This is a genomic window from Sorangium sp. So ce394, from assembly GCF_051474665.1.
Taxonomy (GTDB): Bacteria; Myxococcota_A; Polyangia; order Polyangiales; family Polyangiaceae; genus Sorangium; species Sorangium cellulosum_D.
Map to the genome: position 1 here is coordinate 10,984,955 of NZ_CP150339.1, position 15,379 is coordinate 11,000,333.

The window sequence follows — 15,379 nt, forward strand, 5'->3', positions numbered from 1 at the left end:
GGGAGCGCGCCGCTCGCGGTGGCAGGGGGCCGCGGCCGAGGGCGCCGCTCAGCGGGTCCAGTACCTGCCGAGGAGCACGAGCACCATCGCCCAGAACACGACGCCGAGCCCCGCCGCGACGAGCATGGCCGGGGGAAGCCGCCTGCCGTGCTGCACGAGCCGCCCCAGCGTCCCGGCGGCGCCGCCGCCGCGCATCGCGGCGCTCTCCGGCGCGAGGGTGTCGCCCAGCACGACGTCCGAGGCGCGCCGCCCCCGCCGCCCCCGGAAGCGCGCGGCGCGCAGCTCGCGGAGCAAGGCCTCGAGCTCCTTCGCGAGCACGCCCGCCGAGGCGACCCGCTCGTCGCGCTCGCGCCGGAGGCAGGCGTCGACGATGTGGCAGAGGCGCGGCGGGAGCCCAGGCCGGCGCGAGGCGATCGGATCGCAGTCCTTGCTCAGGATGCGGACCATGAGCGCGTTGTAGTTCGGCGCCTGGTGCGGGAGCGTCCCTGTCAGCGCCTCGTACATGACGACGCCGAGCGACCAGATGTCGGCGCGGCCGTCGAGGTCCTCGCGCCCCGCGGCCTGCTCCGGCGACATGTACGCCGGCGATCCGACGACGCAGCCCGTGTGGGTCAGCGAGAAGTTGTGCTCTCTCTCCAGCACCTTGCTGATCCCGAAGTCGAGGATCTTCCCCACGAGCTCGCCCAGGTGATTCCTGTGCACGTAGATGTTCGCGGGCTTGAGATCGCGGTGGATGATCCCCTGCTGGTGCGCCATGTCGAGCGCCCGCGCGAGGCCGATGAAGATCTCGACGAGCGTCTCCGGCTCGATCGTGTGCTCGCGGCGCAGCCACTCGTCGAGCCCCTCGCCGACGAGCAGCTCGAACACGAGGAACGGCGAGCCGTCCTCGGCCTGACCGAGGTCGAGGATCTCGACGATGCTGGGGCTCCGCACGCGCCCGCTCGCCTTCGCCTCGTTGAAGAACCGCTGGAGCGCGACGGCGTCCTCGGCCACCTCGGGGCGCATCACCTTGAGCGCCACGTCGCGATCGATGAGCTCGTTCTTCGCGGCCCACACCGACCCGCTGGCGCCTCGGCCCAGGAGCTTCACGAGCCGGTAGCGAGACTGGATGAGATCGCCGGGGTTCACTGCTACGCCGAGGTGTCTCCGGGGAAGCTCCGGGAGGGGGATGCCTTACCCCCGACCCACATCGGAGACGGGCCGGAGGATAACCCGGCGCATGGACGAGCGGTACCGCGGGCCGCTCGGTCCAGCAGGAAGCAAAAGTTCGCGGGCCGCGGAGACGGCAGCCGGCCTCGCGGCCCGAGGGGCCGCGGCGATGGACGGAAAAGCCTGGATGTCGAGGCGCCGCGGCGCCTCTCGCGTCACCGGCGCTCGACGGACGGGGCGGCGAGCGATGAAGGGCGCGGGCAGCGAGGGTCGCAGCGCGGTTTCCCGTGCGCCGGACCCTGCGCTGCCCCTCGGGCGGGGGCAATCAGACGTCGTAGATCAGACGTCGTAGTAGAGGAAGAACTCGTGCGGGACCGGGCGGAGCCGGATCGCGTCGACCTCGCGCTCGCGCTTGTAGTCGATCCAGGTCTTGATGATGTCGCGGGTGAAGACGTCGCCGCGGAGGAGGAACTCGTGGTCGCGCTCGAGGGAGCTGAGCGCCTCGTCGAGCGAGCCCGGCATGTGCGGCACTTCCTTGAGCTCCTCGGGCGAGAGCGCGTAGATGTCCTTGTCGAGCGGGTCGCCCGGGTCGATCCGGTTCTGGATGCCGTCGAGGCCGGCCATCATCATGGCCGCGAAGGCGAGGTACGGGTTGCAGCTCGCGTCCGGGAAGCGGACCTCGATGCGGCGGCCCTTCGGGCTGTTGCCGGGCGGCAGCGGGATGCGGATCGACGCCGAGCGGTTGCGGCTCGAGTACGCGAGGTTCACGGGCGCCTCGTAGCCCGGGACGAGCCGGCGGTAGCTGTTCGTCGTCGGGTTGGTGAGCGCCGCGATCGACTTCGCGTGCTTCAGGATGCCGCCGATGTACCAGAGGCCCGTGTCGGACAGCCCGGCGTAGCCGTCGCCGGCGAAGAGCGGCTTGCCCTCCTTCCAGAGCGACTGGTGGCAGTGCATGCCGCTGCCGTTGTCGCCGAAGAGCGGCTTCGGCATGAACGTCACCGACTTGCCGTGCTTGCGGCCGACGTTCTTGATGACGTACTTGAACCACATGAGGTTGTCGGCCATCGTGGTCAGCGTCGAGAACTTGATGCCGATCTCGCACTGCCCGGCCGACGCCACCTCGTGGTGGCCGACCTCGACCGCGATGCCGGTCTCGATCAGCGTGGACATCATGTCCGCGCGCAGATCCGCGAGCGTGTCGGTCGGCGGAACGGGGAAGTAGCCCTCCTTCGACCGGATCTTGTGGCCGAGGTTCAGGCCGGCCTTGCCGGTGTTCCAGACCGCCTCGTCGCTGTCGATCTCGTAGAAGGCGCCGCGCGGCGAGCTCTCGTAGCGGATCGAGTCGAAGACGAAGAACTCGGCCTCGGGCCCGAAGTAGGTCGTGTCAGCGATGCCGCTCTGACGGAGGTGGTTCTCCGCCTTCTGGGCGATGTAACGGGGGTCGCGGCCGTAGGGCTGGCCGGTGACGGGGTCGCTGATCTTGCAGATCAGGCTGAGCGTCTTCTGGGCGTGGAAGGGGTCGAGCTTCGCCGTCGTCGGATCGGGCGTCATCAGCATGTCGCTCGCGTTGATCGGCTGCCAGCCGCGCACCGACGAGCCGTCGAAGCCGATCCCCTCCTCGAAGATGTCCTCGTTCAGACGGGACACCGGGACGGTCGTGTGCTGCCAGATGCCGGGCAGATCGATGAACTTGAGATCGACAAATTTTACGTCGTTTTCCTTCGCAAACGCGACGACATCTTTGGCCTTCATGATCTTCTCTTTCCTCGCTGACTCGCTGCTCTCGCTGGATGTGATTCTACGGCGCGCTGGCTCGTGCTCGCTGTTGGCTGCCTGGGTTGTCGAGCCTGCGACCCGCCGCGAATGCCCTGTGACGCTCTGCCCGCGGCTCGCCTAGATGGCGTCCTCGCCGCGCTCCCCCGTGCGGATCCGCACGGCCTCCTCGACGGGGACGACGAAGATCTTGCCGTCGCCGATCCGACCCGTCTTGGCGCTCTTCTCGATGGCGTCGATCACGTCGCCGACCATGCTGTCCGGCACGACGATGTCGACCTTCACCTTCGGGACGAAGTCGACGACATACGCCGACCCTCGATAGACCTCCTTCTTGCCGCCGGTCCGACCGAAGCCCTTTACCTCGGTCACCGTCATGCCCTGAATCCCGACCTCGGCGAGGGCGTCCTTGACCTCGTCGAGCTTGAACGGCTTGATGATCGCCTCGACCTTTTTCATTGCGCACGCCTGTGGTGACCGGGTGCCCGCCAGGGTAAAATCCCGGGCGAGCACCCGAAAAGCCCCGCCGGAGCAGAGCCGGTAAAGGGGGGACGCCTCCGCCGGCGGCCTCCCGTCGATGTGCCGGGCGCCGCCCGGCCTCCGATCCGTGACGGGGTCCGCCCGGCCTGCCGAGCATTGCCCCGACGCTTGTCAACGACTCAGGGGCCCATCCAGCAGAGCTGGATCGGCGACCCTTCACCCCGGGCGCTGGCGCAGCAACCCGAGGTCCAGGCTGGTGTACCCAAGCTCATGTTTCCGGAATGTTTCGCGCACCGCGCGTGCGTGAGAAAAGTGGTTCCGGCCTCCGGAAATCAGAGCCCGCTTACTTTTTTCACCGCCCCGGGGCCCCGCCCCGGGGAGCCCGAGGAGGGGCCCCGGGCGGGAGCGCGCCCGCCCCCCCTCGCCCAGGCGCCCGGGGTGGGTCCGCCTCCTCCTTCCCCGGGCCGGCGCCGCCCCCCGGCTCCGTCCGGGCTATGGCAGAGCCCGCCTCCACGGCGCCCCCGAGGGGTGGCTCCCCCCTCCCGGAGGGGTCCCCCCGCGCTCGCCATTGTTCTTGCGACCCGGCTCGAATAGTCTCCGCTGGCGAATCCAGTCGCGGGACAGCCCTGCCTGATGGCTTTGCCGAACAAAGCGAAGATCCCGGTAGGCACGGTCCTCGCCGGAAAATACCGCATCACACGCGAGATCGGGCGCGGCGGCATGGCCGCCGTGTACGAGGCCGAGCACATCGACATCGGCAAGCGCGTGGCGATCAAGGTGCTCGCACAGGAGCTGACGACCTCCGCCGTTGTGGTCGAGCGCTTCCTCCGCGAGGCCCGAGCCGCCGCGTCGATCCGCAGCCCGTTCATCTGCGACGTCTACGACTCCGGCAAGCTCGACGACGGGCGGCCCTTCCTCGTGCTCGAGCTCCTGGAAGGCGAGTCGCTCTACGAGCGCATGACCGTGGTCAGGTACCTCGATCCGGAGACCACCGTCGCGGTGGTGTCCCAGGTGTGTCGAGGGCTCACGAAGGCGCACGCCGCCTCGATCGTCCACCGCGACCTCAAGCCGGAGAACATCTTCCTCACGAAGGACGAGGAGGGCCGGCTCTGCGCGAAGATCCTCGATTTCGGGCTCGCGAAGTTCTACGCGCCCGTCGACGGCGGCGACGCGCAGGCGCGCCTCACCCGCGAGGGCGCGGTCTTCGGAACGCCGGCGTACATGAGCCCGGAGCAGGTGCGCGGGCAGGGGGCGGTCGATCATCGCGCCGACCTCTGGGCCCTCGGCTGCATCACCTACGAGTGCCTCACCGGCCGCACCGTCTGGCAGACCGAGCAGGGCGTCGCGATGACGTTCGCGCAGATCGCGAACGCGCCGCTGCCGCAGCCCTCGGCGCTCCGCCCGGATCTGCCGCCGAGCTTCACCGTGTGGTTCGAGAAGGCGCTCGACCGCTCGATCGATCGCCGCTTCCAGACCGCGAAGGAGTTCGCCGACGAGCTCTCGATCGCGCTCGGCGTCGCGCAGCCGACGCCCCCGCGCGGCGCCGAGCCGTCGCAGGCGGGGGTCCTGCCGACCGGCGGCGACCCGCCAGCGGACGTGACGTTCGATCCGCCGGGGGTCGTCCGTGTGACCCCCAACGAAGCGCGGCGCACCGTCCCCTCGGGCCCGGCGGAGCGCGGGCTGGATCCGTTCGCCGGGCTGGACTTCTCGAGCTCACCGGGCGGCACGCCGGCCGGGCGCGTGAGCCAGGGCGCGGGGCAGCAGATCACGTTCTCCGGGGGCTCGGGCGAGGCCTCGGTGTCCGATCCGCTCGCGCAGCGCTCGCCGCCGAGGCGCGGCGGGGCCGGTCGCGCGCTCGTCGTCTTCGGCGTGCTCGTGCTCGCCGCGGGCGCCGCGTACGCGGGCTACCGCCAGTTCCTCAAGCCGACGACGCTGCCGCCCGTCTCGTCGAGCGCCGCGCCGCCGCCGGTCGTCAGCGCGCCTTCGTCCTCCGCGTCGGCGGCCGCCGTGCCGGCGCGCGCCGACGCCCAGCCCGAGCCGCCGGGCCTGCAGTGGCCGCCGCTCGTCGCGCAGGCGCAGGAGTCGATCGCCGCCGGCGATCTCAAGGCCGCGCTCCGGCTGCTGAGGGACGCTCAGGAGAAGGGCAACCACCCCGTGCCTCGGACCTTGATCGAGCACGTGCAGGTCGCCCTGAAGGACGCGAGCGGCAAGGCGCCGTGCCAGCTCACCGGGCTCGCCCGGCCGCGCACGCACGATCTCGTGCGCGAGGGCGGTCGCGCCATCGGCGCCAGCCGGCCCTCGATCTCGCTCGGGCCGCGCGGCGCGGTGATCACCTGGACGGACTCGCACGAGGGCACCGAGCACGCGTACACGGCGGCGCTCGACAGCGCGATGCGCCCGTCGTCCCCCGCGCTCGACGTGACGCCCGAGGGCCGCGCCATCGGTCGCCCCGAGCTGACGACCGCCGGCGATCGGCTGGTGCTCACGTACTGGGACGGCAAGGGGCCCGAGGCCGGCGTGTACGTGCGCTGGCTCGACGCCAGCGGCCGGATCGACGGCCCCGCGATGATGGTCGCCCGCTTCCCTCGCGGGGGGAACTCCTGGCCCTCGCTCACGCGCGCCCCCGAGGGGTTCGTGATCGCGTGGTCGGACGACGGGGACAACGCCTCCTCCGAGGACCTCTTCATGCGCCGCCTCTCGCCGAACCTCGATCCGGTCGGCGAGATCATCCGGCTCACGGACGTGACCCCGACGGGCCCGTCGAAGCCGCGCGTCCGCTTGCCCTCGATCGCGGTGACGAGCGACGTGATGCACCTCGCCTTCCGCTTCGATCGCGATCCGATGCGGGTCATCCAGTACATGCGCCTCCCGCTCGCGAGCGCCGACAAGGGGCTGCCGCCGGCCGCGCCCGGCAAGCGCGCCGACCGCGCCCTCGGCGAGCTGTCGCTCGTGAACAGCGACCGGGCCCGCAGCGACAGCCCCTCGCTCGCGTGCGGCGCGGCCGGCTGCTTCGTCGTCTGGCACGGCGAGGCGCCGATCGGGGGCGCGTCGGCTGCGTACATCGATCCGGCCAAGGGGCAGCCGCTCTGGCGCAAGAGGTTCTCGAAGACCGGCGCGCGCCCGTCGGTCGCGATCGCGCCGAGCGGTCAGGCCCAGCTCGTCTGGTTCGAGCAGGGCCGCATGCTGACCGCATCGATCAACCGCGACGGCATCGGCGCGCCCACGAAGTTCGCCCGCGTCAGCGGCGATCAGCCGGCGCCATCGATCAGCCCCGGCGCGAAGCCCGGAGAGTGGTATGTCGCCTGGCTCGACTACGAGGCGGGTCATCTCGAGCCCTACGCCGCTCGCATCCAGTGCCGGTGACCCCATGCTCATTCTCCCACCTCGAAGCGAGGTCCGCGCCCGCCCCATCGAGACCGAGCGGCTGCTCCTCGTGCCGATCGATCCGTCCGACGGACCGGAGCTCTGGCTCGCGGTCAGCGGCTCGCGCGCGACGCTCCAGCGCTGGCTGCCCTGGGTGCAGTTCCACACGGATCCGGCCGCGAGCGTGCGCTTCGCCGAGGCGTGCGCCGCCGACTGGGATCACGGCAGGGCGCTGCGCTTCGTCATCCGCGAGCGCGCGCACCGCACGCTCGCCGGGGTGGTCGGGCTCGAGTCGTGCGTGCACCTGCACCGCTCCTGCGAGCTCGGGTACTGGCTGCGCAAGGAGGCGACCGGGCGCGGCCTGATGACCGAGGCCGCGAAGGCCGCGCTCGGGTTCGCGTTCGGCCACATGGGCGCGCACCGGGTGCGGGTCGCGGCCGCCACGGACAACCACGCCTCCCTCGCGGTCATCGGGCGGCTCGGCTTTCGCTTCGAGGGCATCGCCCGGCAGGCCGAGTGGTGCGACGGCCGCTGGCTCGACCACTCCGTCTTCGCGCTCCTGGCGACCGACCCCAGGTGAGACGGGTAAGCCCCATCGCGCTCCGGGCGCCTGAGGCGGCCCGTACGCCGCCCGAAGCGCGCTAGCATCCTGCCCTCGCCGTGGCTCGCCGTCGCCTCATCCGCTGGCCTCGCGGCACGATGCCGCTCGTGCCGCTCGCGCCCGCGATCGTGATCGTCGTGGGGATCGCCACGGCGGTGGCGATCGCGCTGATCGGCATCCGCCAGCTCGCCAGGATGAGCGATCAGGCCGCGAGCCTGCGCGCGGAGGTGCTGGCCGCGACGCTCGCGGCGCGGCTCCATGGGACCGCCGACGCGGAGCGGACCGAGGTCCTCGGGCAGGCGGCGCGGCGGACCGGGTCGGAGATCCTGCTCGTCGAGCAGAACGGCCACGTGCTGGTGAACGAGAGCTTCGGCGCGCCGGCCAAGGCCGACATCTTCCAGATGCTCACGCGGGGCAAGGGCGAGGAGACGACCTCGCTCGGCCGCGTCCGGTTCGCGGCGCGCCCGCTCCGCCCGCCCCTGTCCCACCTCTCGGTGCTCACCTTCGTCTCGGCGCCGACCCCGCCGCCCGACTCGCTCGCCCTCGGCAACGCGGTCGCGGCGCTCACGACGCTGCTGCTTGGCGTGGCGGTCGCGGTCGCGCTCTCGTTCACCAAGGCGGCGCGCGACGACGTCGACTACCTGCGCGAGCGCATCACCGCGATGGCGCGCGGTCACGGACAGAGCGCGTCGAGCACCGACCTCATCCAGACCGAGCCGGTGCCGATCAGGTCGCTCGACCAGGTGGGCCTCCTGACGGCGGCCTTCAACCTGCTGATCACCCGCTTCGCCGCGGCGGAGCGCTCCTACCGGGCGGATCTCCAGCAAGCTTCCGCGATGGACCGCGAGCGCTCGGCGTTCCTCGCGGGGCTCAGCCACGAGCTGCGCACGCCGCTCAACGCCATCCTCGGGTTCGCGCACGTGCTCGAGAGCGAGGTCGACGGGCCGCTCAGCCAGGACGCGCGCGAGGCGCTGTCCGTCATCCGGCAGAGCGGCGAGCACCTGCGCACGCTCATCGACGACATCCTCGATCTGTCGGCGCTCGAGACGGGCAAGCTCCAGCTCTCCCGCCGCGCCGTCAACCTCCGCGTCCTCGTCGATCAGGTGATGCGGGAGGCGTCCGCCGCCGCGCGCGACAAGCCCATCCAGCTGCGCGTCACCGGGGAGCACGGCCTCCTCGCGCACGCCGATCCGCGGAGGGTGCGGCAGATCCTGACGAACCTCGTCTCGAACGCCGTCAAGTTCACGGCGCGCGGCTCGGTGGCGGTCCACATCGCGGCGCGCGGCCGCTACGCGACCATCGCCGTCCAGGACACCGGCCCCGGCATCCCGCCGGAGGAGACGTCGGCGGTCTTCGAGGAGTACCGGCAGACCGGCGACGTGCGCTCTCGCCGGGCCGGGACGGGGCTCGGGCTCTCGATCGCGCGGCGCCTCGTGATGATGCACGGCGGGACGATCCAGCTGGAGAGCGAGCTCGGGCGGGGCTCGACCTTCACGATCACCCTGCCGCTCTGGGTCGCCCCGCCCCCCCAGCCCGCGCCGGTCCAGCCGCCCGCGCCGGACGCGGCGGCGACGCCCGTGAGCGAGCCGGGCGGCGGCCGGCCAGGTGGGAGGATCGTATGAACGAAGAGCGCATGAGGGACGACGCGATCCACTTCGCGCGGCGCGTGCTCGTCCGCCAGGCGCTGGTCGGCGTCGCCGCGTTCGGGGCGATCGCGGCGCTCGCGCCGAAGCTGCTCATCCTGGAGCAGGACGTCGCCGCGAGCGTGCTCTCGGTCGGGGCCAAGATCGCGCTCGCCGCGATCGTCGCGACCACGCTGCTGACGCTGCTCCGGCTGCGCACGCACCGGAACCTGCTGCGCTCGCTCATGATCGGCTCGCGCGACATCGATCACGAGGAGCTCGAGCGATTCGCCGAGCTGCCGCCGTCCTTGGCGCTGCGCTTCGTGCTGGCGAGCTCGACGATCTCGAGCCTCACGATGATCCCGGGGATCAGGCCGGAGAAGCTCGACGACGGCCGGGCGGTCAGCCTGCTCATCCTCGCGATCACGATCCTCTGCGCGTCCGCGATCCCGCACTACGTGTTGACGCGCGCCACGACGTTCAGCCTCTTCGAGATCAGCCCGGCCGAGGCGATCGGCTCGCTGCTCGAGACGGCCGAATTTTACCAAACGCCGCGCCGGCGCGTCACCTACAAGCTGCTCCTCGCCGTCGCCGCGCCGGTGCTGCTCGTCGGCGTCGGGGCGGTGCTGATCGCGAACGCGCACCTCCAGACGTTCATCGAGCGGAGCCGGCGCACGACCGCGGGGCTCATCGCGCGGACGGCGCTCGATCCGTCGCTCGGGGCCATCGCGGAGGCCGATCGCAACGACGTCGTGGCCGCCGCGGCGGAGTACGGGTTCCTCGCGCGCGTGCAGCACGACTGCGTGAGCGCGGAGCCCTCCTTCGGCCGCGAGGCCGACGGGCAGATCGCCGTGATCACGCCGCTCGACGGCGGCTGCGCCAACATCCGGTTCTCGGCCGACCTCGAGCCCTCCGCGGCGATCTGGGGCGCGCTCGTCGCGCTGCTCGCGGTGCTGGTCGCCGGCGTGCTCGGCAACCTGTTCGGCCGCGTCCTCGCCGCCGATCTCGTGCACGCCACGAAGCAGGTGCGCCTGCTCGGCACGGACAGCGTGCTCCGCGGCGCCACGCAGATCGCCCGCCCCGCCCGGTTCGCCGTCGTCGCCCGGCTCGGGCACGCCATCGAGGATCTCGCCGAGCGCTTCCGCGTCTTCGCCGCGGCGCAGGAGCGCGCGCTCGAGGCCCGCGAGGCGGCGCAGCGCATGCGCGGCCTCCTGTTCGCGAGCGTGAGCCACGACCTCAAGAGCCCGCTGAACGCGATCCTCGGGTTCGCCGAGCTCGTGGGCCAGGAGGACCTGACCGCCGCCCAGCGCGAGAGCCTGGAGCTCATCTCGACGCGTGGCCGCGAGCTCCTCGGCCTCATCGAGTCGATCCTCGACGCCGCGCGCGTCGAGGCCGGCCAGCTCACGCTCGAGCCTCAGCCGACGTCCGTCGGCGCGCTCATCGCGGGCGCGCTCCGCAAGGCGCGCGAGCTCGCGAGCGACGCCGACGGGGAGGTCGTCGTGGAGGTCGGCGACACGCTGCCGCTGATCCCCGTCGACCAGGCGTACGCGACGCGCGCGATCGCCGTCATCGTGGCGCACGCGCTCCGGACCGGCGCGGCCGACCCGTCCGCGCGCCTCGTGCGCCTCACCGCGACGATGGCCGGCGAGTTCAACAGCGAGGTCCGCATCGACATCGAGTACGGCAGCCGCGACGTGCCGCCCGACGAGCTGGAGGCGCTGTTCAGCCGGCAGACCACGGCGCGCGGGCGCGGCCTGACCCTCGGCCTCAGCCATGCGCGCTCGGTGATCGAGCTCCACGGCGGCTCGCTCGAGGTCGACGGAGCCCCGGACGGCCGCCCGCTCTGCCGCGCGCGGCTGCCGCGCGTCCCGCCGCCGCGCCGCCCTCGCCTCTCGTCGGTCCCCGCGCTCGGCTGACCTCGCCCGCAGCCGCCGGCGGCGCGCGACGCACGCTCCTTCCGCGCGCGGGATCGCTTCCCTTCGCCCTCTGCCCGCGGTACTCCCGGGGCATGCCTGAACGGGCGCTCTCTCCTGCCGAGACAGGCGACGACGATCGCTTCGACCGTCTCTTCCGGCCGGCCTCGCTCGCCGAGTACGTCGGCCAGGCCAAGCACACGGAGAACCTGAAGGTCTTCGTCGAGGCCGCGCGCCGCCGGCACGAGCCGCTGGACCACATGCTCTTCTGCGGCCCGCCCGGGCTCGGCAAGACGACGCTCGCCCACATCCTCGCCCGCGAGATGGGCGTCACCCTCCACGTCACGAGCGGGCCGGCGATCGAGCACAAGGGCGCGCTGGCCGGGCTGCTCACCAAGCTGGAGCGGAACGACGTGCTCTTCATCGACGAGATCCACCGGCTCACGCCGGCGGTCGAGGAGAGCCTCTACCCCGCGATCGAGTCGTTCAAGATCGACATCATGACCGGCGACGGCCCGTACGCGACGACGATCCAGCTCGCGTTGAAGCCGTTCACGCTCGTCGGCGCCACGACCCGCACCGGGCTGCTCACCGCGCCGCTGCTGTCGCGGTTCGGCCACGTCGTCAGGCTCGATTTCTACCCCGTCGAGGAGCTCGAGCGCATCGTGCAGCGCAGCGCCGGCCTGATCGACGTGCCGATCGACGCCGGGGGAGCGCGCGAGATCGCCGCGCGTTCGCGGGGCACCCCCCGCGTCGCCAACCGCCTCCTGCGCCGGGTGCGCGACTTCGCCGAGGTGCTCGGCGACGGCGCGATCACCATGGCGATCGCGCGCAAGACCGCGGAGCGGCTCGAGATCGACGCGGCCGGCCTCGACGAGATGGACCGCAGGCTGCTGCGCGTCATCATCGATCACTACGACGGCGGCCCGGTGGGCGTCGACACCCTGGCCGCGGCGCTCAGTGAGCCGCGCGACACCATCGAGGACGTATACGAGCCGTTCCTGCTGCAGCAGGGCTTCCTCGGCCGCACGCCCCGGGGCAGGATCGCGACCCGCCGCGCGTACGAGCACCTGGGCATCGCGGCTCCCGCGGCGAAGCAGGGGGATCTCTTCTCTTGACCCACGCCGCGCGCGCGGCGCCCCGATGCGCCGCGCCGCCCGCCACGTTTGGTGAGCGGGCCAGCGTTGCGCCGTGAGCCGGAATTCTCTCATCGCTCCAGCGTGGAATCGATAAGCTTGCGGTGTGTCTCGCCGTGATCCTGTGCTCGTCGTGGATGACGACGCCGTCAGCCGGCAGATGCTGCTGCACGCGCTGGCCGACGCGGGCATCGAGACCGTCGCGGTCACCTCGGGCGCGGAGGCGCTCGCCTGGCTCAAGGCGAGCGTGCCCGCGCTCGTGCTGCTCGATCTGGTGATGCCGCCCCCGGACGGCTACGTGGTCCTCAGCGCCGTACGGGACGATCGCCGCACGCAGGACGTGCCGGTCGTCGTGCTGACGGCGCTCGACGCGGACGAGGACGTCGCCCGCGCCTTCGAGCTCGGCGCGGACGACTTCATCCGCAAGCCGTTTCGCCCGGCCGAGCTCATCGCCCGCATCCGCGGGCAGCTCCGGATCCGCGATTACGTCGACGCGCTCGCGCGCAAGGAGCACGACGCGAAGGTCGTCCTCGAGCTGACGCAGGCGCTCGCCTCGACGCTCGACTTCCGGAACATCCTCTTCACGGTCGTGCGCCGTATCGCCGAGGTGGCGCGCGTCGATCGCTGCAGCATCGTGCTCGTGCGCGACTCGGGCGACGTCGGCTACGTGGTCGCCGCGAGCGACGACAAGGAGCTCCGCGATCTGCCGATCGATCTCGGGAAGTACCCGGAGATCCAGCGCGTCATGCGCACGGGCGACGTGCTCGTGATCGACGACGCGAAGGCGCACCCGCTGTTCGACATCGTGCGCGCCGAGCTCCCGGAGAACGCGTTCCGCTCGCTCGCCCTCCTGCCGATCCTGTTCGAGGACAAACCGCTCGGCGTGCTCTTCCTGCGGGGGCGGCAGCCGGTGGCCCCCCACACGCACGAGCTCTCGCTGGCGCGCACGGTCGCGAGCGCCACCGCGATCGCCCTGCGCAATGCGCGCATCCTGCAGTCGCTCCGCGACCAGACGCAGCAGAGCACCTTCGCCCGGTTCGAGGCGGAGCGCCGGCTCAAGGCGCTCCAGCGCTACGCCGACTTCTTCCACTCGACCGCGGACGGCATCATCGTCGTCGATCCCGACGGCCACATCCTCTTCTCCAACCCGCGCGCCCAGGCGATCACCGGGCGCACGGCGGAGGACCTCGAGAAGGCGAACCTGGCCGACCTCGTCGATCCCCGCGAGCACCCGCTCCTCGAGGAGATCCGCGCCGGCTTCGCCAAGGGGTCGTTCCCGCACATGGTGGACTTCACCGTGAGGCGGGGCGAGCCCGAGCACGAGAAGCTCATCCTGAGCTTCAGCTTCAGCAGCGTCCTCCGGGAGGAGAGCGGCGCCGTCCTCGTCAGCTTCCGCGACGTCACCACGGAGCGCGCCACCGAGGCGGAGCTCACCAAGACCAAGGAGTTCTTGGAGCGGGTCATCGAGAGCTCCGTCGACGCCATCGTCTCGGCCGACATGGAGGGCGTCGTCCTGCTCTTCAACCGCGCCGCCGAGCGGATCTACGGCTATGACGCGAAGGAGGTCGTCGGCGCGATGAACGTCCGCGCGCTCTACCCCGACCACAACGCCGAGCAGATCATGAGGCTCATCCACGCGAAGGAGCACGGCGGCCCCGGCCGGCTCGAGGGCTACCGGACCGAGGTCCTCGCCAAGGATGGGTCGCGCATCCCGGTGCACCTCTCCGCGGCGTTGATCTTCGAGAACGGCGTCCCGGTCGGCTCCGTCGGCATCTTCACCGACCTGCGCGAGCGGATGCGGATGGAGGCCCGCCTCACCGAGGCGCAGGAGGAGCTCCGCGCTCGCGAGAAGCAGGCCATCATCGCGGAGCTCGCGGGCGCGGCCGCGCACGAGCTGAACCAGCCCCTCACCAGCGTGCTCGGCTACGCCGAGCTGATCTGCCGCCGGATCGACGACGCGTCCCCCATCAAGGGGGCGGCGGCCACGATCCGCAGCGAGGCCGAGCGGATGGCGGAGATCGTCCGCAAGATCGGCAAGATCACCCGCTACGAAACGAAATCTTATGTCGGCGCCGCGAAGATCATCGATCTCGACCGGTCGAGCGGCGACGACCCGAACAGGGGGATCGGGTGAGCGGGAGGAGCGCGGAGCGCCTGGGGAAGCGGCCGTTGTCCGACGCTCCCGTCACGCTTCGAAAGCCCCTCACCCGGGATCTTCCGCTCGAGTGGATCGACAACCTGCTGATCGCGTCGAGCGAGCTGGATCCGTCCGCTTCCATCGAGCAGCGCGCCTCGGCGCTGCTCGGCGCAGCCGCGAAGATGCTCCCCGGCTGCGGTCTCGGCGTGTACATCCCGGGCGCGACGGGCGCGCAGGCGGTCGTCCGGGTGTCGCCGCGCGCTCGCCGCGACGACGGCCGCGATCCGGCGCGGCTCCTCCCGGAGTTCGCCTTCGAGCGCGTCGCGGCCATCGAGCCTGAAGGGCGCTCGACGATGCACATCGCGGCAGACGACGCCGTGTACCTCGACAGCGCGCCCATCCAGGCGCTGGTCGACCGGCTCGTGCTCACCCTGGGCGCCTCGCTCCGCGAGGCGCGCGCGCACGAGTCGCTGCGCGCCCAGGTCATCCAGGCCGAGAAGCTGGCCTCCCTCGGGAAGATGGCCGCCGGCGTGGTGCACGAGCTCAACAACCCGCTCACCTCGATCCTCGCGTACTCCGAGTACCTGCGCCGCAAGGGCGAGCGCAGCGGCTTCGATCCCTCGGACATCGAGCGGCTCGCGAGGATCAACGAGGCGGCGGACCGCATCCTCCGCTTCTCGCGCGACCTCATCACCTACGCGCGGCCGTCCACGGAGAAGCCGGGCGCCGTCTCCCTCCACGACATCATCGAGCGCGCGCTGGTCTTCTGCGAGCACCTGCTCGACCAGACGGGCGTCACCGTCGAGCGATGCTTCGGCGAGATACCTCCGGTGCGGGGCGTCATCGACCCGCTGACGCAGGTGTTCGTCAACCTGTTCACGAACGCCGCGCACGCGATGCACGAGCACGGCGGCTGTCTCGGCATCACCACCGCGACGTCGCCGGAGGACGGTTACATCACGGTGACCATCCGGGACGAGGGGCACGGGATCGACATCGAGCACCTGCCGAGGATCTTCGACCCATTCTTCACGACCAAGACCGACGGGAGCGGCACCGGGCTCGGCCTGAGCATCGTCAGGAACATCGTCGCCTCGCACGGCGGCAGCATCCGCGCGGAGGCGTGCGCCCCGCGCGGGACGGCCTTCTGCCTCGATCTGCCCGTCGCGCTGCCGTCCTCGGGCCGCCGCTGAGCGGGAGCCGAG

General features: G+C 71.7%; 10 protein-coding genes. 7 read left to right on the forward strand and 3 right to left on the reverse strand.

The window, feature by feature from the left end; translation table 11 throughout:
- Positions 1–48: 48 nt before the first annotated feature.
- The 3 genes from WMF33_RS40530 to WMF33_RS40540 all read right to left on the reverse strand — a co-directional run bounded on the left by WMF33_RS40530 (position 49) and on the right by WMF33_RS40540 (position 3,381).
- Positions 49–1,128, reverse strand: coding sequence for a serine/threonine-protein kinase (locus WMF33_RS40530; RefSeq protein WP_437333623.1), 1,080 nt, complete (start codon positions 1,126–1,128; stop codon positions 49–51).
- A gap of 360 nt (positions 1,129–1,488) precedes the next feature.
- Complete coding sequence (glnA, locus tag WMF33_RS40535; RefSeq protein WP_437333624.1) at positions 1,489–2,901, reverse strand: type I glutamate--ammonia ligase; 1,413 nt, start codon at positions 2,899–2,901, stop codon at positions 1,489–1,491.
- Between the two features lie 141 nt (positions 2,902–3,042).
- A complete protein-coding gene (locus WMF33_RS40540; RefSeq protein WP_020740275.1) occupies positions 3,043–3,381 on the reverse strand; it encodes a P-II family nitrogen regulator in 339 nt (112 codons plus the stop codon).
- A 654-nt stretch (positions 3,382–4,035) separates the two neighbouring features.
- Between WMF33_RS40540 and WMF33_RS40545 the strand changes: the two genes are divergently transcribed.
- From WMF33_RS40545 to WMF33_RS40575, 7 genes are all read left to right on the forward strand, one after another.
- Positions 4,036–6,765 (forward strand): serine/threonine protein kinase, encoded by a 2,730-nt coding sequence (locus WMF33_RS40545; RefSeq protein ID WP_437333625.1) that lies wholly within the window; start codon positions 4,036–4,038, stop codon positions 6,763–6,765.
- A gap of 4 nt (positions 6,766–6,769) precedes the next feature.
- Entirely contained in the window at positions 6,770–7,345 is a 576-nt protein-coding gene (locus WMF33_RS40550; protein WP_020740276.1) for a GNAT family N-acetyltransferase, read from the forward strand.
- A gap of 80 nt (positions 7,346–7,425) precedes the next feature.
- Entirely contained in the window at positions 7,426–8,988 is a 1,563-nt protein-coding gene (locus tag WMF33_RS40555) for a sensor histidine kinase (RefSeq protein ID WP_437333626.1), read from the forward strand.
- A complete protein-coding gene (locus WMF33_RS40560) occupies positions 8,985–10,904 on the forward strand; it encodes a sensor histidine kinase (protein ID WP_437333627.1) in 1,920 nt (639 codons plus the stop codon). The genes WMF33_RS40555 and WMF33_RS40560 overlap by 4 nt, the downstream gene beginning before the upstream one ends.
- A gap of 92 nt (positions 10,905–10,996) precedes the next feature.
- Complete coding sequence (ruvB, locus tag WMF33_RS40565) at positions 10,997–12,019, forward strand: Holliday junction branch migration DNA helicase RuvB (RefSeq protein ID WP_061628269.1); 1,023 nt, start codon at positions 10,997–10,999, stop codon at positions 12,017–12,019.
- 151 nt (positions 12,020–12,170) lie between these two features.
- Positions 12,171–14,171, forward strand: a complete 2,001-nt coding sequence (locus tag WMF33_RS40570) for a PAS domain S-box protein (RefSeq protein WP_437333628.1) — start codon at positions 12,171–12,173, stop codon at positions 14,169–14,171.
- A 35-nt stretch (positions 14,172–14,206) separates the two neighbouring features.
- The gene (locus tag WMF33_RS40575) at positions 14,207–15,367 is read left to right on the forward strand and encodes a sensor histidine kinase (protein ID WP_437333629.1); all 1,161 of its coding nucleotides are present in this window, start codon (positions 14,207–14,209) and stop codon (positions 15,365–15,367) included.
- Positions 15,368–15,379: the final 12 nt, after the last annotated feature.

What these genes read in the sequence shown, in the direction of transcription:
- WMF33_RS40550 (WP_020740276.1), top strand. Translation starts at nt 6,770, where the DNA reads ATGCTCATTCTCCCACCTCGAAGCGAGGTCCGCGCCCGCCCCATCGAG.
- WMF33_RS40545 (WP_437333625.1), top strand. Translation starts at nt 4,036, where the DNA reads ATGGCTTTGCCGAACAAAGCGAAGATCCCGGTAGGCACGGTCCTCGCC.
- ruvB (WP_061628269.1), top strand. Translation starts at nt 10,997, where the DNA reads ATGCCTGAACGGGCGCTCTCTCCTGCCGAGACAGGCGACGACGATCGC.
- glnA (WP_437333624.1), bottom strand. Translation starts at nt 2,901, where the DNA reads ATGAAGGCCAAAGATGTCGTCGCGTTTGCGAAGGAAAACGACGTAAAA.
- WMF33_RS40540 (WP_020740275.1), bottom strand. Translation starts at nt 3,381, where the DNA reads ATGAAAAAGGTCGAGGCGATCATCAAGCCGTTCAAGCTCGACGAGGTC.
- WMF33_RS40560 (WP_437333627.1), top strand. Translation starts at nt 8,985, where the DNA reads ATGAACGAAGAGCGCATGAGGGACGACGCGATCCACTTCGCGCGGCGC.